Here is a 23342-nt window from a genome sequence, read left to right as displayed (position 1 = left end):
AGCATCAGCGGTCGGTGGCAGTTTCGTGCCCGGCGCGCCACGCTCGTATGCAGCGCCTGAAAACCCGCCCGCAATTCCAGGCCACTCTCGACGGTGGCACGGTGGCGCGGACGCCCCATTTCGCCATGCACCGCCTTGTCCTGGCGCCCGCTGCTGCGCTGCAAACGCCGGTTGATGGGGGTTTCGTGCCCAAGCCTTTGATCATGTCCGGCATGGTCTGGCTTGGCGCCATGGTGCCCAAGCGCTGGGCCCGGCGCGCGGTCACGCGCAATGCCATCAAGCGCCAGATTTTTAGCGTGGCGACCAGCTTTGAGCCCCAGCTCCCTCTCGCGGCCCATGTGGTGCGGCTGCGCGCAGCGTTTGATCGCAAGGTGTTTGTCAGTGCCAGCTCTGATGTGCTCAAGAGCGCGGTGCGCGAGGAATTGCACACGCTGTTTGAGCGCGCCAGCCGGAGCAGCGCCTGATGCGCCGCGTGCTGATCGCGCTGGTGCGCGGCTATCGCCTGCTGCTCAGCCCCTGGCTCGGCTCGGCCTGCCGCTTCGAGCCCACCTGCTCCGTGTACGCCATAGAGGCGCTTGAGCGCCATGGGGCGCTCTCAGGCAGTTGGCTCACGCTCACGCGGTTGGCGCGCTGCCAGCCCTGGTGTCAGGGCGGGCACGACCCGGTGCCTTTGGATTCGCCGCGCGCCTCGCGCCTGTTCTCGCGTCTTTTGGTGGCGCAAGAAAAATCTCACTCTCCTGCTTCTGAGAAGACTCCATGAACGACATCCGCCGCACCATTCTGTGGGTCATATTCGGTTTTTCCATGGTCCTGCTGTGGGACAAGTGGCAGGTGCACAACGGCCACCAGGGCACGTTTTTCCCCAGCCCCGCGCAGCAAGTCTCGAGTGCGCCTGCTGCGAACAAGGCTGCGCTGTCCGGTGTGCCAGCCGCCGCCGCAGCGCCAGCAGGCGCCCAGATAGGGGCTGCCGTGCCGGACCAGGCGAGCCCTGTGGCGCGCGACAAAATTTCGGTGTCCACCGATGTCTTCAAGGTCGTGATTGACAGCCAGGGCGCTACTTTGTCGGAGCTTGAGCTCACGCAGTACAAGGAAAAGTCGCATATCCGCGGGCTGGTCGATGCCGTCAAGGGCGTCTTGGGCATGCCGTTGCTTCCCGTCGAGATCACGCCTGTCACGCTGATGGAAGACGGCAACTCGGCGACCCGCTACGTGGCGCAAACCGGCCTGCTGAACACGGTGGACGCTGGCGCCAGCTTCCCCAACCACCTGACGCCGATGCAGGCGCTGCCTGGCCCGCGTGTGCTGGCCGATGGCGCCAAGACGCTGGAAGTGAGCTTTGAATCGCAGCCTGTGGGTGGGCTCAAGTATGTCAAGACCTATGTCTTTACCCGTGGGGACTACTCCATCCGCGTGAAGCACCAGGTGGTCAACGTCGGCGACCAGCCACGTGACGCGCAGCTGTATTTGCAACTGGTGCGCCATGGCACGGTGGCTAAGGGCACCATGCTGGGGGCCAACACGTTCACCGGACCGGCCGCCTACACCGATGAGAAGAAATTCCACAAGATTCCCTTTGCTGATATTGAAAAGCAAAAGGCCGAGGTGCCTGCGCCAGCGAATAACGGCTGGATTGCCATGGTGCAGCACTACTTTGTCGCCGCCTGGCTGCTCAACGCGCCCGATAGCCAGACCCTGCAGCGTGAATTTCGCGTGAAGCGCCTGGGCGACAACCAGTATTCCGTGGCCATGGTGATGCCGCTGGGCACCATCGCGCCGGGCGCGAGCCGGACCGTTGACAGCGACCTGTATGCCGGCCCGGAAGAAGAGAAAAAGCTCGAAGCACTTGCCCCTGGCCTGGAGCTGGTGAAGGACTACGGCATTTTCACCATTATTTCCAAGCCGCTGTACTGGCTGCTCAACCAGTTGCACAGCGTGCTGGGCAACTGGGGCTGGTCCATCGTGGGCCTGGTGCTGCTGCTCAAGATCGCCTTCTACTGGCTCAACGCCAAGGCCTACGCCAGCATGGCCAAGATGAAGGCCATCAATCCCAAGATTACCGAGATGCGTGAGCGCCTCAAGGACAAGCCCCAGCAGATTCAGCAGGAGATGATGCGCATCTACCGCGAGGAGAAGGTCAACCCCATGGGCGGGTGCTTCCCCATCGTGATTCAGATTCCGGTGTTCATTTCGCTGTACTGGGTGCTGCTCTCCAGCGTGGAAATGCGCAATGCCCCCTGGATCGGCTGGATCCACGATTTGTCCTCGCCAGATCCGTTCTTTATCCTGCCGCTGCTCATGACGCTCAGTTCGCTGCTGCAGACGGCGCTCAACCCGGCGCCGCCCGATCCTATGCAGGCCAAGATGATGTGGATCATGCCGCTGATGTTCAGCGTGATGTTCTTCTTCTTCCCCGCCGGTCTGGTGATGTACTGGCTGACGAACAACCTGCTGTCGATTGCCCAGCAATGGGTCATCAATACGCGCATGGGTGTCCCGCCGCAGTTCCACCTGCCGAAGTTTAAGTAACATCCCCCTGAGCGGCTGTGCCGCTTCCTCCTTCTCTTGCACTGCGTGCGGGAAGGGGGACTGCACCAGCGCCGGAACATGGGAGGATTGGCGGCCCTTGCGCGGTGTCCCGCGCCCAGCCCACGCCAGTAGTCTTTTGGCCCCGAGCGCCCACCCACCACCGCCATGCTGCCGCGCCACCACGAACCCATTGCCGCCATTGCCACCGCGCCCGGCCGAGGCGCTGTGGGTATCGTGCGCGTCTCCGGTCGCAATCTACAGGCGCTGGTGCAGGGGCTTTGCGGCAAGGCGCTGCGCCCGCGCGAGGCGAGCTACCTGCCGTTTTTGGATGCCGACGGTACGCCTATCGACCATGGCCTGGCCTTGTACTTTCCCGCACCGCACTCCTACACAGGGGAAGACGTGCTGGAACTGCAGGCACACGGCGGCCCGGTGGTGCTCCAGTTGTTGCTGGCGCGCTGCCTGCAGGCGGCCGCCGAGCCTGACCCGCAGGCGGGAACGCCGCGGCTGGCGGGCCTGCGCCTCGCGCAGCCGGGCGAATTTACCGAGCGGGCCTTTCTGAACGACAAGCTCGACCTGGCGCAGGCCGAAGCGGTGGCCGACCTGATCGACGCCTCGACCAGCGCTGCGGCCCGAAGCGCCGCGCGCTCGCTGGCGGGGGCGTTCTCGCAGGAAATCCACACGCTGCGCGACGCGCTGGTGCATCTGCGTATGCTGGTGGAAGCTACGTTGGATTTTCCTGAGGAGGAGATTGACTTCCTCCGCAGTTCTGATGCCGCTGGGCAGCTACAAAATTTGCAGCGGCAGCTGAGGCTTCTCACGGAGCGCGCGCACCAAGGCGCGCTGCTGCGCGAAGGGATCAAAGTGGTGATTGCCGGCCAGCCCAATGCAGGCAAGAGCTCACTGCTCAATGCCCTGGCGGGCGCCGAGCTGGCCATCGTCACGCCGATTGCCGGAACCACGCGTGACAAGGTGCAGCAAACCATTCAGATTGAAGGTGTGCCGCTGCATGTGATCGACACGGCAGGCCTGCGTGAAAGCGAAGACGAAGTCGAACGCATTGGTATTGCGCGCGCCTGGGAGGCCATAGCCGACGCCGACCTTGTGCTGTTCCTGCACGATCTCACACGCAGTGACGCTATTGAATATATAGCTGATGACGCAATACTGACAAGCGCTATGGTCAGATTTAAGCCGAAATCTGTGCCCTTGCTCGACGTCTGGACCAAAAGCGACTGCGTGCCTCTGGGTGGGCCGCGCGAGGGCATAAGCCTGTCGTCTCGTACCGGTGAGGGGTTGGCCGCACTGCGCCAGCGCCTGCTGGCCATGGCGGGTTGGCAATCGGCCCCGGACGGCGTATTCATCGCCCGTGCACGCCATGTGCAGGCACTGGCCGCAGTGGGCGCGCATCTGGAGGCTGCGACTGGGCAATTGCAGGGCCGCAATCCGGCGCTGGACCTGTTGGCCGAGGAACTGCGCCTGGCACAGAATGCGCTGAACGCCATTACGGGGGCGTTTGGTGCCGACGATCTGCTCGGCGCCATCTTCTCGAGTTTCTGTATTGGGAAATAGCCGCGGAACCCTGCTTGTAAGCGGCCGTAACGTCTACTTGTGTGCCTTTCGCATTCGCGGTAGCGTCAGTGGATCATGAATGCCCAACTGCCCTCCACGATCAAGCTCGATTTAAGCGGCCTGATCAACGCCATTGTCCAGGCCAGCGCCGAAGATAGTTTGAGCAATCCGCTGAATGCTGCCGACTGGGGCATGCTGTCGGCCTACATGCAGCCCATGACGCTTGCCTCGGGCCAGACCCTGTTTACGCAGGGGGCCTCCGAGCGCACTTTGTACTTTGTCGAGAGCGGCAGCCTCAGCGTGCACTACGAGGACGAAAAGGAGCGACTGCGCCTGGCTATCGTCACGGCGGGCTCCGTGGTTGGCGAAGGCGCATTCTTCTCGCACCGGCCACGCAGCGCCACCGTGCAGGCCACGGCGCCTTGCAAGCTCTGGAGTTTGACGGCGATGCGTTTTACCGAACTGAGCAACCGCCAGCCCGCCATTGCTCTGCACCTCGCCATGGCGGTCGGGGCGGTGATTGCCAAACGCATGGGCAATCGCCGCCGCCGCATTGCGACGACCTGAGCGCTGCATTCGCGCGGGCTGCGGCGGCGCTTGTCCGCGAGAGGGCTTCGGTGCATCGCTGCGCCCCTGGATGCTTGATTGGGGGCTACACCCGGCCGGGCACCTTATTGACCGTTTATCTGACATAGCGCCTATCGCCATACGGGCTGCCATGACCTAAACTCGGCCCGCATACAGCGGTGCGCACGCCATCTGCGGCCCATTTAGGTTGAAGAAAGTACAACAATGTCCATTCTGAGTTGGTTCACCCGAAAGCAGACGCCGGTCGGTGCACGCAATCTTGAACCTTCGGGCCTTCTGAACGCCGACGCCACGGTGCCCCTCGTGCCGGGCCGCAATGGGCGCCAAATGCCCGAGCCTGTGCCCATGGACCATGCGGCCAATCGCAAGAATGAGCGCATGGAGCGGCGCGAACTGCTCTACACCGTCGTGCGCGACGCCATGGTGCGTGCAGGCGTGCTCTCGGCCAGCTACAAATTCAAGGTGCTCTCGCTGGACCAGCGCGGCAGCCAGTTTCTCGTCATGATGGATCTGGCGCGCGAGTTTGGCGGGGATACCGCTCGGCTGAGCGAAATCGAGGCGCTGATTGCGCAGACGGCCAAGTCGCGCTACGACATTGCGGTGACGGCCGTCTATTGGCGGATCAACGACCACGTCGCCGTGGGCATTCCGCAGAAGGCTGTTGCAGCGCAGCGACCGGTCGCTGCCAACGCCCCGGTAGCGCCGCAGCCGACGCGCCCCCCGGTCGTGGCGCCGGTACGCGCCGCTGCACGTCCCGCGCCGGCGCCCTTCGATCCAATCGCCGCCGATGAAGTCGAAGCCTTCAAAAAGGCCCTGGGCGCTTCGCCGCAACGCTCCAATCTGCCGGGTGTCGCGGTGCGCACGGGGCCGTTGCGGCGCCCCACGGCAGATGATTTTGCCGACACGGAAATGCCGCACACAGAACCCCGTGGCCCGGACTTGAGTGGCACGCAGTACGGCGATTTGTGACCATTGCCGGCGCGTTCAATGCCCGGCGAAATCCACCAGCGTATATAGGCGTAGCCCCGCCTGGCGCAGTCGCGCAGAGCCTCCCAGCTCGGGCAGATCGACAATGCAGGCGCCTTCCACCACCTGAGCGCCGAGCTTTTCCAACAGCTTTTTCCCCGCCATCATGGTGCCGCCGGTGGCGATCAAGTCGTCGATCAGCAACACCCGGTCGCCAGCCTGCACGGCATCGGTGTGCAGTTCCACCGTTGCACTGCCGTATTCGAGCTCGTAGGTTTCCTCGACGGTGGTAAAAGGCAGCTTGCCCTTTTTGCGGATCGGCACAAAGCCCACGCCCAGTTCGTAGGCCACCACCGCGCCCAGGATGAAGCCGCGCGCGTCGAGGCCTGCCACTGCGTCTGGCCGCAAGTCACGCTGCATGTAGCGCTGCACGAAGGCGTCTATCAGCACGCGAAACACCTGGGGATCCTGCAGCAGCGGCGTGATATCGCGAAACTGCACGCCTGGGGCGGGCCAGTCCGGTACGGTACGGATGTGCTGGCGCAGGTAGTCGGAAAAGCTGGGTGTGGGCATGGCGAGAGTTTGCAATGAAATCCGCGGGTGCTGATGGCCTGTGCCAGCGGGCAGTGTAGTGAACCGTTGTGCACCCGCCACTTGTCAAAGTGTGTGGCAAAGCGCCCATAATGACTTTGGTAATGCGAGTCCGCGCGTACCCCAAAAGCCCATGACCGTTTCTGTTCTTCTTGTCGAAAGCAGCGACGACTACGCCGACCAGGTGCACGGGGCACTGGCCGAATCCTGGCTTGCCTGGGACGTCCAGCGCGCACGCACGCTTCGTGAGGCACGAGAAATCCTCCAGCAGCGCCGTTTTGATGTGGCGCTGGTGTCCTACCGCCTGTCGGACGGTGCTGCCTACGATGCGTTGGCGGCTCTGGCGGGGACCCCAGCCCTGATCGCGGTACCGGCGGGTGCCGAGTCGCAGGCGGCCCATGCCTTGCGCCACGGGTTTGCCGATTTTTTTGTGCACGACCCGGCCTGTCAGTACCTGCTCACCCTCCCTTCGCAAATCGAAGCCGTGCTCGAGCGCAGCCGCAGCGCGAAGTCCCGGGAAGCCGCCGAACAGCTGCTCGCGCGCCAGCACCGCTTGTTGCAAGCGATTTTCAAGGCCCAGGCCTTGTTCATTGCCAGTGCAACGCCCCGGGATGCTTTTGAAACCCTTCTTCACGAAATGCTGGTGTTGACGCAGAGTCCGCTGGGCTTCGTTGGCCAGGTGGAAGCAGCGCCCTCAGGTGCAAAGCAACTGCGCATCCACGCCATTACCGACATTGCCTGGGACGTGCCATCACGAAGAAAGCTTGCGCAACTCGATGCGGGAGGCATGGTCTTTAACAATCCCCACTCGCTGCTGGGTGCTGCGCTTGAGGGGGCTGTGCCCCTGATCAGCAACGATCCCGCGAGTGATCCGCGTGCCGGCGGATTGCCGCCCGGCCACCCGCCGCTGCACTCCTTTATGGCCTTGCCCATTCTGGCAGGAGGCGAGGTCGTTGCGCTGGCGGGTGTGGCCAACTGCGCCGAGGGCTATCTCACGGCAGATGTGAGCTTTCTGCAGCCGCTGCTCAACACCGTGGGGCAGTTGGAAATGGCGCGGCGCGCCGACCGGGAACGCCGGGCGATGGAGGCGCAGCTGGCGCGCACCAGTGCTGAGCTGGCCACCAAGAGCCAGGCGCTCGAAGTGACGCTGGCCAGCGTCTCCCAGGGCATTTCCAATGTGGACGAGCAGGGATTCGTGCGCGTGCACAACCAGCGCTACCGCGAGCTTCTGGATCTGCCTCAGGAACTGCTCGATCGCCAACCCCATATGAGCGAGATCGTGAGCTTTCAGCGGGAGCGCGGCGACTTTGGTGTGGGGTTCGAACTGATTGAGCCGAATGCGCGCAGCTATGTCGCCTCCGAGTCTGTCGCGCAGGCCCAACTGGGGGACATGCCGCCACTCTATATCCGCAAGACGATGGAGGGGCGCTATCTGGAAGTGCGCACCCGCCTGCTTCCAGGTGGCGGACGCGTGCGCACATTTGCCGACGTCACCGACTACCTCGTCACACAGGACGCGCTGCGCCAGAGCGAAGCGCGCTGGCGCAGCCTCACGCAACTGTCCTCCGATTGGTACTGGGAGTGCGATGCCGAATTTCGCCTGACACGGCTGGAGGGCAATATCCGCGCGGATCTGGGCATCTCTGAAGACCAGTTGTACGGCAAGCGCTTGTGGGAAATGGCGACGGTGCAAGTCCCTTCGGCTGCGATGGCGGCCTACCGCCGGCGGCTCAATGCGCACAAGGTCTTCCATGATTTCGAGATACAGAGCGCCAATTCTGGCGTGGCCACGTTCTGGGCGGCGCTCAGCGGTGAGCCGATATTCGACGAGGCGGGCCAATTCACCGGCTACCGCGGTATCGCGCGCGATATTACCGAGCGCAAGCGTGCTGAGGCCAAAATCGAGCAGTTGGCGTTTTTCGACGATCTCACAGGCCTGCCCAATCGCCGCCTGTTGCTGGACCGGCTGGGCCAGGTGCTTGCTCAGTGCAAGCGAGTCAACAGCCAGGCCGCACTGTTGTTCCTGGATCTGGACAATTTCAAGGACATCAACGACACGCTGGGGCATGAATGGGGCGACCGGCTCCTCGCAGAGGTGGGCCAGCGCTTGTCCGAAGGCGTGCGCGCCTCGGACACCGTCGCCCGGCTAGGTGGAGATGAATTTGTCGTCATCCTCCAGGGCCTGAGCGGGAAGGCCCAGGACGCGGCGCAGGAAGTGGAGGTCGTGGCGCTCAAAATTCTCGCCCGCCTGAACCAAAGCTACGAGATCGAAGGTCGTTCCATCCACAGCACCCCCAGCATTGGCATCGCGCTGGTTGACTCGGCCTCTGGAACGCCGCAGGATCTGCTCAAGCGTGCCGACCTCGCCATGTACGAGGCCAAGGCGCAGGGGCGCAATACGCTGTGCTTCTTTGATCCGCAGATGCAGGCCACGGCATCGGCGCGCTCGCTGCTTGAAGCGGATCTGCGGCAGGCGTTGGCGCGGTCCGAATTTCTTGTGCACTACCAGCGCCTGGTCGACGCAGACAACCGTGTGCTCGGGGCGGAGGCACTGGTGCGCTGGCAGCATCCGCAGCGTGGGCTGGTGCCACCGATGGAGTTCATCGGTCTGGCTGAGCAGACCGGTTTGATCCTGCCGCTGGGCCGTGCTGTCCTGCGTAGCGCTTGCGAGCAACTCGCACGCTGGGCTGCCCATGCGGCCAGCGCGCACTGGACGGTCTCGGTGAATGTCAGTGCGCACGAGTTTCGCCACCCTGGCTTTGTCGAGCAAGTGCTCGCCATCCTTCAGGAAACGGGAGCACAGCCGGCCCTGCTCAAGCTCGAACTCACCGAAAGCCTGCTGCTGCACGATGTAGAGGATTGCATCGCCAAGATGCAGGTCCTGCGCAGCCGGGGCGTGGGGTTTTCCCTGGATGATTTCGGCACCGGGTATTCGAGCCTGACCTACCTCAAGCGCTTGCCGCTGGACCAGCTCAAGATTGACCAGAGCTTTGTGCGCGATGTGTTGACCGACCCCAACGATGCCGCCATCGCCTGCACCATTGTCACGCTGGCGCAGAGCCTGGGGCTCGATGTAGTGGCCGAGGGAGTGGAGACCGAAGGCCAGCGGCAGTTTCTGCTGAACAATGGCTGCCGCTGCTTTCAGGGGTATTTGTTCGGGCGCCCAGGTCCTGCTGAGGCCTTGCTGCAGCCATAGTGGCGGCGCACTCAGCCGCGCAGTAGCCGCTCCTCTGCCAGTGCCAGCGCGGGCGGCGCGCCCGAAAGCACCAGGGTGTCGCCTTCGGCCAGTACAGCCGCCTCGCTCACACTGAGTGCATGGCCCAGGCGATTGCGCAGATTCACCACGCTCACCCCCAGATCGGGCAAATGGAGTGTCCCCAATGCCTGTCCCAGCGTGGCCGCCCCCGTAGGCAGCGTCAGCGTCGCCAGGCGTGCCTGTTCGCGCTCGGCGGAGGTGTCGTCGTCCGCACCATGAAAGTAGCCACGCAGCAACTGGTAGCGCGCTTCGCGCTGGTCCTGCACGGAGCGGATCACGCGCCGCATGGGGACGCCCACCAGCGCCAGTGCGTGGCTGGCCAGCATCAGCGAGCCCTCGATAGCCTCGGGCACCACTTCCGTTGCGCCCGCTTCGCGCAATTTTTCCAGGTGCAGATCGTCCTGGGTGCGTACGACCACCGGAACGTGCGGTGCATGCGTACGCGTATTGGCGAGCACCTTGAGCGCCGCAGGTAGTTCCAGGTAGGTGATGGCCACCGCACTGGCGCGTACCAGGCCCGCCGCCATCAAGGCCTGCAGGCGTGTGGCGTCGCCGTACACCACCTTGTCACCCGCGGCAGCGGCCTGGCGTACGCGGTCCGGGTCGAGGTCCAGTGCCAGGTACGGTATCGATTCGCGCTCAAGCATGCGCGCCAGGTTTTGTCCGCAACGGCCATAGCCGCAAATGATCACGTGTCCGTTGGTGTCAATCGACTTGCGCGCAATGGTTGTCATCTGCAGCGATTGCAAAAGCCAGTCACTCGCCACCAGGCGCATGACAATGCGGTTGCTGTACAAAATCAGAAAGGGTGTGGCCAGCATCGACAGCACCATGGCCGCGAGGATGGGGTTCATGAGCGCCGGACGCAGCAGGTTGTTTTGCAGGGTCAGCGAGAGCAGCACGAAGCCGAATTCGCCCGCCTGAGCCAGGTACAACCCGGTGCGCAGCGCCACGCCCGTGCTGGCCCCCGTGAGGCGCGCCAGAAGCAGGATGATGAGCAGCTTGAGCGCCAGCGGCACAACCACCAGGCCCAGCACCAGCCACCCTTGTTCGAGCAGGATGTGCCAGTCCAGCATCATTCCGATGGTGATGAAGAACAGGCCCAGCAGCACGTCGTGGAAAGGGCGAATGTCCGTACCCACCTGGTGTCGGTATTCGGTTTCCGACACCAGTACGCCCGCAATGAAGGCCCCGAGAGCCAGGCTCAAGCCCGCAAGGTCGGTCAGCCACGCCAGGCCCAGCGTGATGAGCAGCAGATTGAGCATGAACAGCTCGTCGCTCTTGCGCCGCGCCACCAGCGTGAGCCACCGGCGCATCACGCCTTGTCCGCCCGTTAGCAGCACCGTTACCAGCACAATGGCCTTGAGCAAGGCCAAGCCCAGGGCGCTCAGCAGGTTGTCGGGCGACGACCCCAGCGCCGGGACCAGCACCAGCAGCGGAACGACCGCCAGATCCTGGAACAACAGGATGCCCATGACATTGCGCCCGTGCTCGCTCTCCAGCTCGGCACGTTCGGACATCAGCTTGACCACAATGGCCGTGCTGCTCATGGCCAGTACGCCGGCGAGTGCCAGTGCGGTCTGCCACCCCACATCCCAGACTCCGCCCAGGTACTTGGCCAGGAACAAGGTCCCGCCAAACCCCAGGGCCATGGTCAGCGTCACCTGTAGCAGACCCAGCCCGAACACCTGGCGGTGCATGGCGCGCAGCTTGGGCAGGCTGAATTCCAGGCCAATGGCAAACATCAGGAACACGACGCCGAATTCGCCCAGATGGCGCACGCTGTCGGAATTGCGCGCCAGCGCCAGCGCATGGGGCCCGATCAGCACTCCTGCCACCAGGTAGCCGAGCATGGGGGGCAGTCGCAGGCTTCGGCACACGACTACGCCCAGCACTGCGGCAAGCAGATAAAGAAGTGTGAGCGCAAGGCTGGACATGGTGCAATGCTAGCGGAGCGCCACCGATAGAATTGGCCGATGCACGCTGCCCACGCCTCCGAGCGCCCTTTCGACCCGCAGCAAGCCCTGCGACTTGGTCGTGAGACCTTTGAAATCGAGTCGGCTGCTCTGCAGCGCCTGGGTGAATCGCTCACCGGCGCGTTCCCCGACGCGGTGCGTGCCATGCTGCACACGACGGGGCGCGTGGTGGTCATGGGAATGGGCAAAAGCGGGCATGTGGGGCGCAAAATCGCCGCCACGCTCGCCTCCACCGGCACCCCGGCGCTGTTCGTTCACCCCGCAGAGGCCAGCCATGGCGACCTGGGCATGGTGACCCCGGGCGATTTGGTGCTGGCCATTTCCAACAGCGGCGAGAGCGCCGAGTTGATTGCCATCCTCCCGGTGCTGCGGCGGCTTGGCACGCCACTGGTCGCGATCACTGCCAAGCCGCAGTCGGCGCTGGCGCAGCATGCCGATATCGTGCTTGACTGCAGCGTCGAGCGCGAGGCCTGCCCGCTCAACCTGGCGCCGACCACCAGTACCACGGCGCAGCTGGCCCTCGGCGATGCGCTTGCCGTGGCCCTGCTGGATGCACGGGGTTTCCGCGCCGAAGACTTTGCGCGCTCACACCCCGGCGGTGCCTTGGGTCGCAAGTTGCTGACGCATGTCAGCGACGTGATGCGCAGCGGCGACGAACTGCCACGCGTGGGCCCAGAAGCCGGATTTGGCGAACTGATGCGCGAGATGAGCGCCAAGGGCCTGGGCGCCGCTGCCATCGTGGACCAAGCTGGCCATATTCTGGGCATTTTTACCGATGGTGACCTGCGCCGGCGGATCGAGAACGGCGCCGATCTGCGCCCTTGCACCGCCGCGCAGCTCATGCATCCGGGTCCGCGCACCATCCGCAGCGACGCGCTGGCGGCCGACGCTGCGGCGTTGATGGAAACCCATGGCATCACCAGCGTGCTGGTGGCCGGCGACGATGCGCTGCTGCTGGGCGTGGTGCACATTCGCGACCTGATGCGCGCCAAGGTGATCTGATATGAAGAGCGCTGCGCCAACCCTCCCCGCCCTGCGCTTTGCGCCTGAGCTGCTGCTGGCCGCACAGGGCGTGCGCGTGGCGTTTTTTGACGTGGACGGGGTGCTGACCGACGGGGGCATCTATTTCACCGACACTGGCGAAACCCTCAAGCGCTTCAGTACGCTCGATGGCCATGGCCTCAAGCTGCTGCAGCGCGCCGGCATTGTGCCCGCCGTCATCACCGGGCGCGATTCTGCGCCGCTGCGCCTGCGGCTCTCCGCCCTGGGCGTGCAGCATGCGGTGTTCGGCACCGAAGACAAGGGCCCGGCCGCGGAGCGCCTGCTGGCAGAGCTGGGCCTCACTTGGGGCCAGGCGGCTGCCATGGGCGACGACTGGCCCGATCTGCCAGTGTTGCGGCGCGCCCGCTTCGCCTGTGCGCCGCCGGGTGCCCACGCCGAGGTCCTTGCCAGCGCCCAATACACCACCCAGGCATTGGCCGGTGCCGGAGCCGCACGTGAGTTCTGTGATCTGCTGCTGGTGGCCAGCGGCAGCTATGCTGGCCTGCTGGCCGACTACTGCGTATGAGAAGCCGCCCGCAGCGCGTGTGGGACCACATATCGGTGTACCTGCCCGTCGTGCTCATGGGGATGCTGGCGCTCGCCACCTGGTGGCTGGTGCGCAGTGCGCCTTCGGCTCCGTCCGGTGCGCAGGAGCCTGTGCGTGGCCATGAGGCGGACTATTTCATGCAGGGTTTTTCGGTCAAGAATTTTGGCCCCCAGGGGCAGTTGCTCAGTGAAGTACGCGGTGAAATGGGCCGCCACTACCCAGACACCGACACGCTGGAGATCGACCGCATGCGCCTGCGCGCGCAGGACGCTGCCGGCCGGGTCACCCATGCCTCTGCCGACCGTGCACTGAGCAACGCTGATGGCTCCGAAGTGCAGCTTTTCGGGAATGCCAAGGTGGTGCGCGAGGCCGTACCCAGCGTGCGCGGGCAGGCGCAGCCGCAGCTTGCGTTTGAAGGCGAGTTCCTGCACGTGTGGCCGCAGTTGGAGCGGGTGCGGTCCAACAAACCGGTGACGCTGACCCGCGGCAATGACCGTTTCACGGCGAATGGCCTGGTGTACGACAACATCGCCCAGGTGTTGGAACTGCAGGGTGCCGTGCACGGTAGCTTGGTGCCGAGAAAATCAAAGTAAAAAGCGCTCTATCGTAATTGGAATAACAGTTTTGTGCTACATAATTAGTAGCATTTGATTGGCTAGGTCGAAAAAAAAAGCCTCCGCAGAGGCTTTTCGTCGAAGTGCTATGCGGCCGGTCAGTAGCCGCTTCCGCCGCCATAGTCGTTGCCACCACTTCGGCCACCGCCGCCGCGGGGGCCAGAGCCGTAAGGGCTGCGGAAACCCCCTTCACTGCGACCGCCGCCGTAGCCACCACCGCCGCCCTCGCGGCCACCGCCGTAGCCTCCACCGCCACCTTCGCGTCCCCCGCCGTAGCCGCCGCCACCGCTGCGACCACCGCCGTATCCGCCACCACCGCCGCCATAGCCACCGGAGCGCGGTGGGCGCGGCTCCATGGGACGCGCTTCATTGACGACGATGGCCCGGCCGCCGAGCGATTGGCCATTCATGCCGTTGATGGCGGCCTGCGCTTCTGCGTCGCTGCCCATTTCAACGAATCCAAAGCCCTTGGAGCGACCGGTATCGCGCTCCATCATCACCTTGGCGCTGGTCACGGCTCCGAACTCGGCAAAAGCCTCTTCCAGATCGTTGTCGCGCACGCCGTAGGGCAGGTTGCCCACGTACAGTTTGTTGCCCATGTTCGGGATTCCTCAAAAACACATGAAAAAAGCGATGGAGTCCCGAAAACGCAACCAGATCATCTTGACGACGCTGCGTGAAACCGACGGATCACCGCAAACCCAACGGGACCGCACGAAGCACGCCCCATTTGTTAAAGGCACTCTCCGCACGCGCTCCAATGGAGCACCCGCCAGCGCATTATGAATCTTGTTTTTCCCGGGAAAGCAAGGGTTTTCTGGGATTTTTGTGTGCACCGGCAACAAAAAAGGAACCCGAAGGTTCCTTTTTTAGCTATGCCGGCGAAAGCCGGCTCGCAAGGGGCTGATCAGTAGCCGCCGCGGCCACCACCGTAGCCGCCACCGCCGCCGCCGCTGCGGCCACCACCGTAGCCGCCGCCACCACCGGCACCACCACCGTAGCCGCCGCCGCCAGCACCACCACCATAGCCACCGCCGCCACCGCTACGGGGAGGACGGGGTTCCATGGGGCGCGCTTCGTTGACCACGAGGTCGCGGCCGCCGAAGTTTTGGCCGTGCACGCCAGCGATAGCAGCTTGTGCCTCAGCGTCGTTGCCCATTTCGACAAAGCCGAAACCCTTGGAGCGGCCGGTGTCGCGTTCCATCATGACTTTGGCGCTGGAGACCGAGCCGTACTGGCCGAAGGTTTGCTCAAGGTCGCTGTCGCGGAAAGAATAGGGCAGGTTGCCCACGTAAAGTTTGTTGCCCATAAGGGACTCCTGAAGAAACAAAAAACGCGATGGAGTCCGACGCAATCAACAAACCTGTGACGACTTCAAAGACGCGAAACTGACCATGCACCGCTTCACTGTTTTTTCGACATGCGGAAAAACCTGGCCATTATCAGCCAATTTTCCAGGGCGGCCGCTTTTATTTCCCTTTTCTTCTAAATTGTGCCTTGGCACAACGCCCGTATGGCGCGCATGGGCACCTGCGGCTTTGCTATAGTGGCTGCCACGCGCCGATTTGCCACAGCTTGCGGGCGCTTTACAAATACTGCTAAAGACCGTCCGCGAGCCACCCGGTACCGTTTTTAGCGTTGCCGGGTTTTTTTATGCCGCTACTCGCCACGCCCCAGTTCCAGCATTTTTCCGAGCCACTCGCGCTGCAAAGCGGTGCGTCCATCGCCGGCTACACGCTGGCGTTTGAAACCTACGGCACGCTCAACGCTGCGCGCTCCAACGCCGTGGTGGTGTGCCACGCGCTCAATGCATCGCACCATGTGGCGGGCGTCTATGCTGGCCAGGACAAGAGCGAAGGCTGGTGGGACAACATGATCGGCCCCGGCAAATCGGTGGACACCAACCGCTTCTTCGTCATCGGCATCAACAACCTCGGCTCGTGCTTTGGCTCCACCGGCCCCATGCACGAGAACCCGGCCACCGGCCAGGTCTATGGCGCCGACTTTCCCGTGGTCACGGTGGAAGACTGGGTGAATGCCCAGGCGCGGCTGCTCGATGTGCTGGGCATCGCGCAGTTGGCCGCCGTGCTGGGTGGGAGCCTGGGCGGCATGCAGGCGCTGTCGTGGGCACTGCAGTACCCCGAGCGGGTGCGCCACGCCGTGGTGGTGGCGAGTGCGCCCAATCTCACGGCGGAGAACATTGCCTTCAACGAGGTGGCGCGCCGCGCCATCGTGACCGACCCGGATTTCCACGGCGGCAATTTCTACCGCCACGGCGTGGTTCCTAAACGCGGCCTGCGCATCGCCCGCATGATCGGCCACATCACGTACCTTTCCGACGACGTGATGAACGAGAAGTTCGGCCGCAGCCTGCGGCCGCCCGAGCTGCTCGCCGGCCAGGCGCCGCCGTCGGACGACCCGGCCACGCTGCTGCGCGACTACCACTACAGCACGCAGGACATCGAGTTCCAGATCGAAAGCTATCTGCGCTACCAGGGCGACAAGTTCAGCGAGTATTTCGATGCCAACACCTACCTGCTGATCACCCGCGCGCTCGACTACTTCGACCCCGCGCGTGCTTTTGGCGGCAACCTGACCGAGGCGCTGGCGCGCGCCAGCGCCAAATTCCTGCTGGTCAGCTTTTCTACCGACTGGCGCTTTGCCCCCGCGCGTTCGCGTGAAATCGTCAAGGCGCTGCTGGAGAACAGGCGCGACGTGAGCTACGCCGAAATTGATGCGCCGCACGGGCACGACGCCTTCTTGCTCGACGATGCCCGCTACCTGGGCGTCGTCGGCGCGTATTTCGATCGCATTGCCAAGGAGCTGGCATGACTGAAAAGGCCACCATGCAGGCGCTGGCCGCGCTGGTTCCCCAGGGCTCACGCGTGCTCGATCTGGGCTGTGGCGACGGCGCCATGCTCGACTACCTGCAACGAGAGCGCGGCTGCAGCGGCTACGGCGTCGAAATTGACGATGCCAACGTGCTGGCCTGCGTGCGCCGCGGCGTCAACGTGGTGCAGCTCAACCTCGACGAAGGCCTGGCCCTCTTCGAGGACAACTCGTTCGACATGGTGCTGCAGATCGACACCCTGCCGCATCTGCGCAACGCCGAAGTCATGCTGCGCGAAACGGCGCGTGTAGGCCGCGCCGGCGTCGTCGCCTTCCCCAATTTTGCCCACTGGCCCAATCGGCTCTCGGTGCTGCGCGGGCGTATGCCAGTGACGCGGCGCCTGCCCTACCAGTGGTACGACACGCCCAACATCCGCGTCGGCACTTACAAGGACTTTGAGGTGCTGGCGCATAAGAACCAGCTGCGCATCCTCGACGCCTTTGGGTTGCAGGACGGCGAAGTGGTGCGCTGGCTGCCGAACGCGCGGGCGGGGACGGCGGTGTTTCATTTTGAGCGTGCTGCGTGAGCGCGGGCACCCGGTGGGAGCGCAGCGATTCACGGTTCCAGGCCGACGCCCTCTTGGATCGTTGCCGGTGGCGCGGGTCAATGGCAAGCATGCGGGTTTCACTCCTCGCAAAATACCGTCTCCAGATGCCGCCCAATAGAATGATTTAAGGCGATGCTGAATAAGTCACCGCGATGGCGCGTGCCGTGCATCGGGATGGGATGCAAGGCGCAAACCGCAGCCATAGCCGCAGCTATGGTGAGGATTTGCAACGCCGCAGACCGCCCGAAGCACGGATGCGCGGCGCGTGAGGGACTTATTCAGCATTGCCTTCACCGCCCCATGTTCCCGGCACGGCACGCTTGCCGATGCGGGGCGCAACCGTTTTTCATGACACTTCCATGCCCATGATGCAGCTTCTCTTCTCCTATGGAACGCTCCAGCAGCGTGATGTGCAACAGGCCACGTTTGGGAGACTCCTTCATGGAACCGCCGACGAGCTGCTAGGTTTTCACCAATCCATGGTCAAGATTGAAGATCCCGATGTGGTGAGGACCAGCGGGAAAACCCACCACCCCATCGTCGCCCGCACCGGCAGGCCAGACGACCGTGTGGCAGGGACCGTTTTCGAAGTGACGCAGGAGGAGCTCGCGCAGGCAGACCGCTACGAGGTGTCCGACTACAAGCGCGTCGCGGCCCAACTGGCTTCCGGGCGAACGGCCTGGGTTTACATCGATGCGCGCACCCTCGCAGCGCCGTGATGCCCCCCTCATGCCATCCGCCATGCCTGTGCGCCGACGCCAAGGCCGCTGAACCGTGCAAACTGGTGGTCCTGGCTGCCTAAAATCCCCCCATGGACTTCCTCGACATGCTGCGCGCCGCTTCGGCGCAGAACGCCTCCATGCTCTGCGTCGGGCTGGACCCCGAACCCACACGCATCCCTGCTTGCGTGCCGGAGGGCCCGAACCGGCTCTACGACTTCTGCGCCGCCATCGTCGACGCCACCTGCGACCTGGTGTGCGCCTTCAAGCCGCAGATCGCCTACTTTGCCGCGCACGGCGCCGAGGGCCAGTTGGAGCGCCTGATGCAGCACATGCGCGCCAATGCGCCGCAGGTGCCGGTGATCCTCGACGCCAAGCGCGGCGACATCGGCTCCACCGCCGAGCAGTACGCACGCGAGGCGTTCGAGCGCTATGGCGCCGACGCGGTGACGCTCTCGCCCTTCATGGGCTACGACTCTATCGAACCGTATTTGCAGTACCCCGGCAAGGGCGTCTTTTTGCTCTGCCGCACGTCTAACCCTGGGGGCGACGATCTGCAGAACCAGCACCTGGCCGATGTGGAAGGCCAGCCGCGTGTGTACGAGCACATCGCCCGCCTCGCGCAGGGGCCGTGGAACCGCAACGGCCAGCTCGGGTTGGTGGTGGGCGCCACCTACCCGGCCGAGATCGCGCGCGTGCGGGCACTGGCGCCCACGGTGCCGCTGCTCATTCCCGGCGTGGGGGCCCAGGGGGGCGACGCCGCCGCCACGGTGCGCGCCGGCTGGCGGGTGGACGGGCCGATCGTCGTCAACTCGTCGCGGTCCATTTTGTACGCCAGCAACGGCAAGGATTTTGCCCAGGCTGCACGGCGCGAAGCCGAGCGCACGCGGGCGCAACTGCAGGCAGCGCTGGCGTAAGATAGCTACGGTAAATATAGCTGCAGGCGCATACAGGCTGTGCGTTAGCGGCCTATTTCTCTTAAATTTCAGCGCAAACGAGCGGGCGACATGGCAGCCGGGTCCACGCCCTGCGCCTGCAGGCTCTCGTCCAGCGCTTCGCCCAGCACGAGGTTGCGCGCCAGCAGGGCGTAGGCGGGCGCACTCTGGATGCCGTAGCCGCCCTGCGCGGCCAGCCAGAACAGGCCGCCCACGCCGCCATCCCAGCCGATCACCATCTCGCCATCCGGCACGAAAGAGCGCAGCCCCGCCCAGGTGTGCGTGGGCCGGCGGATGGTGAAATACGTCATCTCCTCGATGTGGAAGATGCCGGTGGCCACATCGATCTCTTCGGGCATGACGTCGTGCGGCGTCGTCGGGTCGGCGTTGGCGGGTGAGCCCAGCAGTTGGCGCGCGTCGGGCTTGATGTAGAAGCTCTCGTCCACGGCAATGATGGCGGGCATCCGCGCCAGATCCATGCCCTCTGGCGCCGGGAAGGTGAAGGCGGTGCGCCGGCACGGCGTGAGGCCGATGGGGGCGGCGTCCGCCATCTCACCCAGCACATCGGCCCAGGCGCCGGCTGCGTTGACGAGGGTGCGCGCGCGCACGTGGCTGCCGTCGGCCAGCGTGAGGTCCCACCACCCGTCGTGGTGCTTGACCGCGACCACTTCGGCATCGGTGCGCAGCGCGCCGCCGCGCTGCCTCAGCCCACGCAGATAGCCCTGGTGCAGGCTGTGCACGTCGATGTCCGCGGCGCCCCCTTCCTGCAGGCCGCCGCCCAGCGCCTCGCGGCGCAGGCAGGGGAGGCGTGCGGCCAGGGCGTCGGCCGACAGGCGTTCGAGTTGCGGTGCATGGGGGCGCAGTTCGGCTTCGGTGGCGTCCAGCAGGTCGAGCTGGTCGGGCCCTGCGATATAGACCACGCCGCGCGGCGAGAGGATGGCGCTGTCGCAGAAACCGGGCGGAGGCGATTGCAGGAACGGCCGGCTGGCACGCGTCATGGCGCGAATCGCCGGCGTGCCGTAGGTTTCCAGGAACAGCGCCGCCGAGCGCCCCGTGGTGTGGTAGCCGGGCAGGGATTCGCGCTCCAGCAGCAGCACGCTGCCGTGCGCGGCGAGCTCCCAGCCCAGGCTGGCGCCCGCAATGCCGGCGCCGACGATGGCGAAATCTACGGTGGACATGCTCAGGTCTCCTTGCGGGTTCAGGATGCGGCTGCGCCTGCAGTAGCGGTTGCGGACAGGCCCCGTCCGCGCGCGACAAATTGCCCGAATTCGGCGTCCGGCAGCAAGGAGCCGCCGGTGGTCCAGGCCACGTGGGTCGCCTGCGGCAACTGCGCGAGCAAACCCGTGTGCGCCAGCCAGGCGCGGCCTACGGCGCTGTGCGTCAGGCGCAGCGGGCCTTCGAGCCCGGCGGCGGCGGAGGGCTCGATGCGCAGGCCTTCTGCCTCGTGGGCCCGCACCAGGTGCTGGAACAGGGTCGCGTCGTCCACCGTGTACACGCCAGAGAGCCGCTCGCGGATCAGGCCTGCTGCCAGGCGCGAGGCCTGCGCCACCGCCAGACCATCGGCTTCGGTGCGGTTGGTCAGGCCCACGTCGTACACCGAAGGCTCGGCGCCCAGGCCAGCGCGCAATTGCAGCAGCATGCAGGGCGATTGCACCGGCTCGGCAAAAAAGCAGTGCACATGCGGCCCGAAGCGCTCGCGCAGGCCCAGGGTGATGCCGCCGGGCGCGCCGCCGACGCCGCAGGGCAGGTAGACGAACAGCGGGTGCCGGGCGTCCACCACCACGCCGGCGGCGTCCAGTTGCGCCTGCAACTCGCCAGCCGCGACGCTGTAGCCCAGCAGCAGCGAACGCGATTGCTCGTCGTCGACGAAATGGCACAGCGGGTCTTGGGCGGCCGCTTCGCGTCCGGCCTGCACGGCCAGCGCGTAGTCGCCTGCATGCTCCAGCACCTCCACGCCATGCGCGCGCAGCCGCGCTTTCTTCCAGGCCTTGGCGTCGTGCGACATGTGCACACGGGCGCGAAACCCGAGCGCCTTGGCAATCAGCCCAACCCCCATCCCCAAGTTGCCGGTCGAGCCCACGGCCACTTCATGCTGCGCAAACAGCGCACGCGCGGGGGCGCTGGCCAGCACCATCAGGTCGTCCCCTGCCGCCATCAACCCGTGGGCAAGCGCCAGACGCTCGGCCAGTTCCAGTATTTCGTGCGTCGCGCCGCGCGCCTTGACCGAGCCGGCAACGGGGAGCAGGTGGTCGCATTTCAACCAGAGCGCGCCGCAGGCAGCATCCAGGCCCAGGGCGCGCTGCAAATCGGCGGTGCGCACCAGAGGCGACGTGATGCGTCCGCCGGTACCGGCTAGCGCCGGGAATACGTGTGCCAACAGGGCTGTTGCACGCTCGAAGCGCTGCTGCGCGGCGTTTATCTGGGCCTGGCCGACTTCACCGGGCGCCGGGGCCGCCTGCCAATCGGGGTTGGGCCACAAACAGGGCTCGGCTTGGCGCAGTTGCGCCTCCAGTAGTTCGGCGCTGCCAGCGCCAGCGGGTGGAACGGAAGAAGCAAGGGAAGGCATGTTGCCATTGTGCCCAGTGCGCACCTTTTGCGCACCTGCCGTTGATCGAGATTGTTTCAAATACTGGAACAGTCAATTCGTGACTTAATGGTTTTAAATCGACCTCATGCGGCGTACAGTTCAACCCATCGATGAGCCGAACACACAAGGCGACTCACCGAAACCGCTCCCCAAGGGCACCGTGTCCTTCCCGCAGCGGGTTTTTTAAGTCGTTTTTAAGAAAGAAACCATCATGAACACCGCACGCATTCTCTCTATCGCCGCTGTTGCCGCTTTTGCCTCCATCGGCGCCCAAGCCGGCGAATTGAACGGCAACCTCTACGGCACGGACTTTGAAGCCCATGTGCAATCCACCCGCAGCAGCACCGACGTGCGCGCCGAAGGCCAGAAGGCACTGCCCAACTTCGCCAAGGGCCCCGTGGCCGACTACGCTGCACGCACCACCAGCAATCTGGACCGCGCCGCTGTTCGTTCGGACGCCTTGGTCGCTATCCGCGCCCACCAGATCGCCACCGGCGAACGCAGCTAAACACTGCGGCAGGGCGCTAGGCGCCCTCGCTTCTAGGCCCGCACCGTGCAAACGGTGCGGGCCTTTTTTACGGGGTACTTTTGCGCTGGGCCATGCGCCCGCCCAGCACCACGCAAACCAGCGCCGCCACGACAAAGGCCGTTCCGACCCATTGCCAGCCGGTCACGACTTCGCCCAGCACCAGCAGGCCGGCCGCCAGGCCCACGACCGGCACGCCCAGACTGAAAGGCGCCACCCGGTTGGCCGGGTGGCGCGTGAGCAGACGTGTCCACAGGCCGTAGCCGAGGATGGTTGCCGCCCAGCCCAGGTACGCGACCGACCCCCAGGCCAGCCCGGGCAAAGCGCTCCAGCTACCCAGGTGGAGCCAGCGGCCAGCGTCAGGCTCCGTGACCGCCACGAGCGCAGCGAACGCCAGAATCGGCGCCGGGCAGGACCAGACGACAAAGGCAATCGGGTCGTAGCCCGGCGCCGCACGCTGTGCCAGGCGCGCAATGATGTTCGAGACCGACCAAGACGCCGCCGCGCACAGCGTGAGCGCAATGCCGATCAGCGTGGCACCGCCGGCGCTGCCCGCTTCAGGCCCAATGAAGTTCATGGCAAAGCACCCGAGCCCGACAGCCGCCAGGGCCATGCCGATCAGCAGCGGGCGGCTGGGTCGCTCGCCCAGCGCCATAAAGCCAAACAGCGCGGTGAAGAACACCTGGGTCTGCATCAGCACGCTGGCCAGCGCCGCCGTCATGCCGAGTTTGAGCGCAAAGAAACCAAAACTGAACTGTCCCACGCCCTGGAACATGCCAAATCCGACCACCCAGCGCCAACCAATGCGCGGTGGGCGCACCAGAAACACCATCGGAAGGGCGGCGGCGACGTAGCGCATGCCGCCCAGTTCAAAGGGGGTGAAGCTTTCCAGCCCCCACTTCATGGCAATGAAGTTAAGCCCCCAGAGGACGACCACGGCCAGCGCCGCCAGCAGGTCGCCCGTCCCCAGGCCCGCTGCCTCACCGGCGGGGCGGCGGCTCACTGCACCGCCTGCGCGGCGGCAATTTGCGCTTGCACCCGCTGCGCCAGGGCCATGTCGCCGGGCGTTTCGGGAATGAAATGGTCTACGGCGCGCGGCGCGCCGGCAGCATCCAGCGCCACATAGACGGCTGCGCAGTGCAGCACCATGTGCAGCTCGCTGCCGGCCAGCGCGCCGGTGTGCACTTCAATTGCCAGGCTCATGCTGGTCTCGCCGGTGAACGCCAGGTGCGCACGCACCTCGACCAAATCGCCCGCATGCACCGGCCGCAAAAAGTGCGCGTTGCCGACAAAAGCCGTCACGCAGGCGCCCCGCGCCCAGGCCGAGGCGCAGGCAAAGCCGGCTTCGTCCACCCAGCCAAGAACGCTGCCGCCTGAGACGCGGGCGCCGGCGCCGGCGTGCGGGCTGTTGTGCGGGGCCAGAAAGCGCAAGGTGATGGAGTGCATGGGCGGGTGTGGGCG

Annotated in this window: 23 protein-coding genes; 15 read left to right on the top strand and 8 right to left on the bottom strand. The window is 65.0% G+C overall.

Annotation, left to right across the window (positions count from 1 at the left end; translation table 11 throughout):
- Positions 1 to 47 precede the first annotated feature (47 nt).
- From AC07ZH_RS04225 to AC07ZH_RS04200, 6 genes are all read left to right on the top strand, one after another.
- Entirely contained in the window at positions 48 to 464 is a 417-nt protein-coding gene (locus AC07ZH_RS04225; RefSeq protein ID WP_495198681.1) for a ribonuclease P protein component, read from the top strand.
- Positions 461 to 760, top strand: coding sequence for a membrane protein insertion efficiency factor YidD (gene yidD, locus AC07ZH_RS04220; protein WP_119109643.1), 300 nt, complete (start codon positions 461 to 463; stop codon positions 758 to 760). The genes AC07ZH_RS04225 and yidD overlap by 4 nt, the downstream gene beginning before the upstream one ends.
- Positions 757 to 2526, top strand: coding sequence for a membrane protein insertase YidC (yidC, locus tag AC07ZH_RS04215; protein ID WP_495198680.1), 1770 nt, complete (start codon positions 757 to 759; stop codon positions 2524 to 2526). The genes yidD and yidC overlap by 4 nt, the downstream gene beginning before the upstream one ends.
- Positions 2527 to 2691: 165 nt before the next feature.
- Complete coding sequence (gene mnmE / locus AC07ZH_RS04210; RefSeq protein WP_495198679.1) at positions 2692 to 4098, top strand: tRNA uridine-5-carboxymethylaminomethyl(34) synthesis GTPase MnmE; 1407 nt, start codon at positions 2692 to 2694, stop codon at positions 4096 to 4098.
- A gap of 75 nt (positions 4099 to 4173) precedes the next feature.
- Positions 4174 to 4665 (top strand): Crp/Fnr family transcriptional regulator, encoded by a 492-nt coding sequence (locus AC07ZH_RS04205; RefSeq protein WP_495198678.1) that lies wholly within the window; start codon positions 4174 to 4176, stop codon positions 4663 to 4665.
- A 225-nt stretch (positions 4666 to 4890) separates the two neighbouring features.
- Positions 4891 to 5655, top strand: coding sequence for a hypothetical protein (locus AC07ZH_RS04200; protein WP_495198677.1), 765 nt, complete (start codon positions 4891 to 4893; stop codon positions 5653 to 5655).
- A gap of 15 nt (positions 5656 to 5670) precedes the next feature.
- Here the strand turns inward: AC07ZH_RS04200 and AC07ZH_RS04195 are convergent, their stop codons facing one another.
- Positions 5671 to 6225: an adenine phosphoribosyltransferase gene (locus AC07ZH_RS04195; protein WP_119109638.1), complete on the bottom strand. Its 555-nt coding sequence runs from the start codon at positions 6223 to 6225 to the stop codon at positions 5671 to 5673.
- 151 nt (positions 6226 to 6376) lie between these two features.
- On the opposite strand from AC07ZH_RS04195, the gene AC07ZH_RS04190 reads away from it, so the two are divergent.
- A complete protein-coding gene (locus AC07ZH_RS04190; RefSeq protein WP_495198676.1) occupies positions 6377 to 9439 on the top strand; it encodes a bifunctional diguanylate cyclase/phosphodiesterase in 3063 nt (1020 codons plus the stop codon).
- A gap of 11 nt (positions 9440 to 9450) precedes the next feature.
- On the opposite strand, the gene AC07ZH_RS04185 is transcribed toward AC07ZH_RS04190, so the two are convergent.
- Positions 9451 to 11436 (bottom strand): monovalent cation:proton antiporter-2 (CPA2) family protein, encoded by a 1986-nt coding sequence (locus tag AC07ZH_RS04185; protein WP_119109636.1) that lies wholly within the window; start codon positions 11434 to 11436, stop codon positions 9451 to 9453.
- A gap of 39 nt (positions 11437 to 11475) precedes the next feature.
- Between AC07ZH_RS04185 and AC07ZH_RS04180 the strand changes: the two genes are divergently transcribed.
- From AC07ZH_RS04180 to lptC, 3 genes are read left to right on the top strand one after another with little or no spacing between them, the layout of a single operon-like run.
- On the top strand, positions 11476 to 12477 hold the full coding sequence (locus AC07ZH_RS04180) for a KpsF/GutQ family sugar-phosphate isomerase (RefSeq protein WP_119109635.1): 1002 nt from the start codon (positions 11476 to 11478) through the stop codon (positions 12475 to 12477).
- A gap of 1 nt (position 12478) precedes the next feature.
- The gene (locus tag AC07ZH_RS04175) at positions 12479 to 13042 is read left to right on the top strand and encodes a KdsC family phosphatase (protein ID WP_119109634.1); all 564 of its coding nucleotides are present in this window, start codon (positions 12479 to 12481) and stop codon (positions 13040 to 13042) included.
- Positions 13039 to 13656: an LPS export ABC transporter periplasmic protein LptC gene (lptC, locus tag AC07ZH_RS04170; RefSeq protein WP_119109633.1), complete on the top strand. Its 618-nt coding sequence runs from the start codon at positions 13039 to 13041 to the stop codon at positions 13654 to 13656. Before AC07ZH_RS04175 ends, lptC begins: the two co-directional genes overlap by 4 nt.
- A 119-nt stretch (positions 13657 to 13775) precedes the next feature.
- On the opposite strand, the gene rbp (AC07ZH_RS04165) is transcribed toward lptC, so the two are convergent.
- Together rbp (AC07ZH_RS04165) and rbp (AC07ZH_RS04160) are read right to left on the bottom strand one after the other, a co-directional pair.
- Positions 13776 to 14276 carry an RNA-binding regulator gene (gene rbp, locus AC07ZH_RS04165; RefSeq protein ID WP_119109632.1) on the bottom strand — a complete coding sequence of 167 codons (501 nt, stop codon included), beginning with the start codon at positions 14274 to 14276 and terminating at the stop codon, positions 13776 to 13778.
- Positions 14277 to 14584: 308 nt separating this feature from the next.
- Positions 14585 to 14986: an RNA-binding regulator gene (gene rbp / locus AC07ZH_RS04160; RefSeq protein WP_119109631.1), complete on the bottom strand. Its 402-nt coding sequence runs from the start codon at positions 14984 to 14986 to the stop codon at positions 14585 to 14587.
- Between the two features lie 344 nt (positions 14987 to 15330).
- Here rbp (AC07ZH_RS04160) and metX point away from each other — a divergent pair, with 344 nt between their 5' ends.
- The 4 genes from metX (at position 15331) to pyrF (ending at position 18750) form a co-directional block, all read left to right on the top strand.
- Positions 15331 to 16509 carry a homoserine O-succinyltransferase MetX gene (gene metX / locus AC07ZH_RS04155; RefSeq protein WP_495198675.1) on the top strand — a complete coding sequence of 393 codons (1179 nt, stop codon included), beginning with the start codon at positions 15331 to 15333 and terminating at the stop codon, positions 16507 to 16509.
- Positions 16506 to 17093 carry a methionine biosynthesis protein MetW gene (gene metW, locus AC07ZH_RS04150; RefSeq protein WP_495198674.1) on the top strand — a complete coding sequence of 196 codons (588 nt, stop codon included), beginning with the start codon at positions 16506 to 16508 and terminating at the stop codon, positions 17091 to 17093. The genes metX and metW overlap by 4 nt, the downstream gene beginning before the upstream one ends.
- A 386-nt stretch (positions 17094 to 17479) precedes the next feature.
- A complete protein-coding gene (locus AC07ZH_RS04145; RefSeq protein ID WP_495198673.1) occupies positions 17480 to 17833 on the top strand; it encodes a gamma-glutamylcyclotransferase family protein in 354 nt (117 codons plus the stop codon).
- A gap of 92 nt (positions 17834 to 17925) precedes the next feature.
- Positions 17926 to 18750: an orotidine-5'-phosphate decarboxylase gene (gene pyrF, locus AC07ZH_RS04140; RefSeq protein ID WP_495198672.1), complete on the top strand. Its 825-nt coding sequence runs from the start codon at positions 17926 to 17928 to the stop codon at positions 18748 to 18750.
- 68 nt (positions 18751 to 18818) lie between these two features.
- Here pyrF and AC07ZH_RS04135 read toward each other — a convergent pair whose 3' ends face one another.
- Both AC07ZH_RS04135 and dsdA read right to left on the bottom strand, forming a co-directional pair.
- Entirely contained in the window at positions 18819 to 19946 is a 1128-nt protein-coding gene (locus AC07ZH_RS04135; RefSeq protein WP_495198671.1) for an NAD(P)/FAD-dependent oxidoreductase, read from the bottom strand.
- Between the two features lie 20 nt (positions 19947 to 19966).
- Entirely contained in the window at positions 19967 to 21334 is a 1368-nt protein-coding gene (gene dsdA / locus AC07ZH_RS04130) for a D-serine ammonia-lyase (protein ID WP_495198670.1), read from the bottom strand.
- Between the two features lie 232 nt (positions 21335 to 21566).
- Here dsdA and AC07ZH_RS04125 point away from each other — a divergent pair, with 232 nt between their 5' ends.
- A complete protein-coding gene (locus tag AC07ZH_RS04125; RefSeq protein WP_119109626.1) occupies positions 21567 to 21863 on the top strand; it encodes a DUF4148 domain-containing protein in 297 nt (98 codons plus the stop codon).
- A 67-nt stretch (positions 21864 to 21930) separates the two neighbouring features.
- Here AC07ZH_RS04125 and AC07ZH_RS04120 read toward each other — a convergent pair whose 3' ends face one another.
- Both AC07ZH_RS04120 and AC07ZH_RS04115 read right to left on the bottom strand, forming a co-directional pair.
- Positions 21931 to 22884 carry an EamA family transporter gene (locus AC07ZH_RS04120; RefSeq protein ID WP_495198669.1) on the bottom strand — a complete coding sequence of 318 codons (954 nt, stop codon included), beginning with the start codon at positions 22882 to 22884 and terminating at the stop codon, positions 21931 to 21933.
- Positions 22881 to 23342: acyl-CoA thioesterase (locus AC07ZH_RS04115; RefSeq protein ID WP_495198668.1), on the bottom strand; the 462-nt coding region annotated here is incomplete at its 5' end. The genes AC07ZH_RS04120 and AC07ZH_RS04115, both read right to left, overlap by 4 nt.

The organism is Simplicispira sp. GW247-4R2A (assembly GCF_059424465.1).
This window is presented reverse-complemented; position numbering and strand designations above follow the sequence as displayed.

What these genes read in the sequence shown, in the direction of transcription:
- AC07ZH_RS04225 (WP_495198681.1), top strand. Translation starts at nt 48, where the DNA reads ATGCAGCGCCTGAAAACCCGCCCGCAATTCCAGGCCACTCTCGACGGT.
- yidC (WP_495198680.1), top strand. Translation starts at nt 757, where the DNA reads ATGAACGACATCCGCCGCACCATTCTGTGGGTCATATTCGGTTTTTCC.
- mnmE (WP_495198679.1), top strand. Translation starts at nt 2,692, where the DNA reads ATGCTGCCGCGCCACCACGAACCCATTGCCGCCATTGCCACCGCGCCC.
- AC07ZH_RS04205 (WP_495198678.1), top strand. Translation starts at nt 4,174, where the DNA reads ATGAATGCCCAACTGCCCTCCACGATCAAGCTCGATTTAAGCGGCCTG.
- AC07ZH_RS04200 (WP_495198677.1), top strand. Translation starts at nt 4,891, where the DNA reads ATGTCCATTCTGAGTTGGTTCACCCGAAAGCAGACGCCGGTCGGTGCA.
- AC07ZH_RS04195 (WP_119109638.1), bottom strand. Translation starts at nt 6,225, where the DNA reads ATGCCCACACCCAGCTTTTCCGACTACCTGCGCCAGCACATCCGTACC.
- AC07ZH_RS04190 (WP_495198676.1), top strand. Translation starts at nt 6,377, where the DNA reads ATGACCGTTTCTGTTCTTCTTGTCGAAAGCAGCGACGACTACGCCGAC.
- AC07ZH_RS04185 (WP_119109636.1), bottom strand. Translation starts at nt 11,436, where the DNA reads ATGTCCAGCCTTGCGCTCACACTTCTTTATCTGCTTGCCGCAGTGCTG.
- AC07ZH_RS04180 (WP_119109635.1), top strand. Translation starts at nt 11,476, where the DNA reads ATGCACGCTGCCCACGCCTCCGAGCGCCCTTTCGACCCGCAGCAAGCC.
- AC07ZH_RS04175 (WP_119109634.1), top strand. Translation starts at nt 12,479, where the DNA reads ATGAAGAGCGCTGCGCCAACCCTCCCCGCCCTGCGCTTTGCGCCTGAG.
- lptC (WP_119109633.1), top strand. Translation starts at nt 13,039, where the DNA reads ATGAGAAGCCGCCCGCAGCGCGTGTGGGACCACATATCGGTGTACCTG.
- rbp (WP_119109632.1), bottom strand. Translation starts at nt 14,276, where the DNA reads ATGGGCAACAAACTGTACGTGGGCAACCTGCCCTACGGCGTGCGCGAC.
- rbp (WP_119109631.1), bottom strand. Translation starts at nt 14,986, where the DNA reads ATGGGCAACAAACTTTACGTGGGCAACCTGCCCTATTCTTTCCGCGAC.
- metX (WP_495198675.1), top strand. Translation starts at nt 15,331, where the DNA reads ATGCCGCTACTCGCCACGCCCCAGTTCCAGCATTTTTCCGAGCCACTC.
- metW (WP_495198674.1), top strand. Translation starts at nt 16,506, where the DNA reads ATGACTGAAAAGGCCACCATGCAGGCGCTGGCCGCGCTGGTTCCCCAG.
- AC07ZH_RS04145 (WP_495198673.1), top strand. Translation starts at nt 17,480, where the DNA reads ATGATGCAGCTTCTCTTCTCCTATGGAACGCTCCAGCAGCGTGATGTG.
- pyrF (WP_495198672.1), top strand. Translation starts at nt 17,926, where the DNA reads ATGGACTTCCTCGACATGCTGCGCGCCGCTTCGGCGCAGAACGCCTCC.
- AC07ZH_RS04135 (WP_495198671.1), bottom strand. Translation starts at nt 19,946, where the DNA reads ATGTCCACCGTAGATTTCGCCATCGTCGGCGCCGGCATTGCGGGCGCC.
- dsdA (WP_495198670.1), bottom strand. Translation starts at nt 21,334, where the DNA reads ATGCCTTCCCTTGCTTCTTCCGTTCCACCCGCTGGCGCTGGCAGCGCC.
- AC07ZH_RS04125 (WP_119109626.1), top strand. Translation starts at nt 21,567, where the DNA reads ATGAACACCGCACGCATTCTCTCTATCGCCGCTGTTGCCGCTTTTGCC.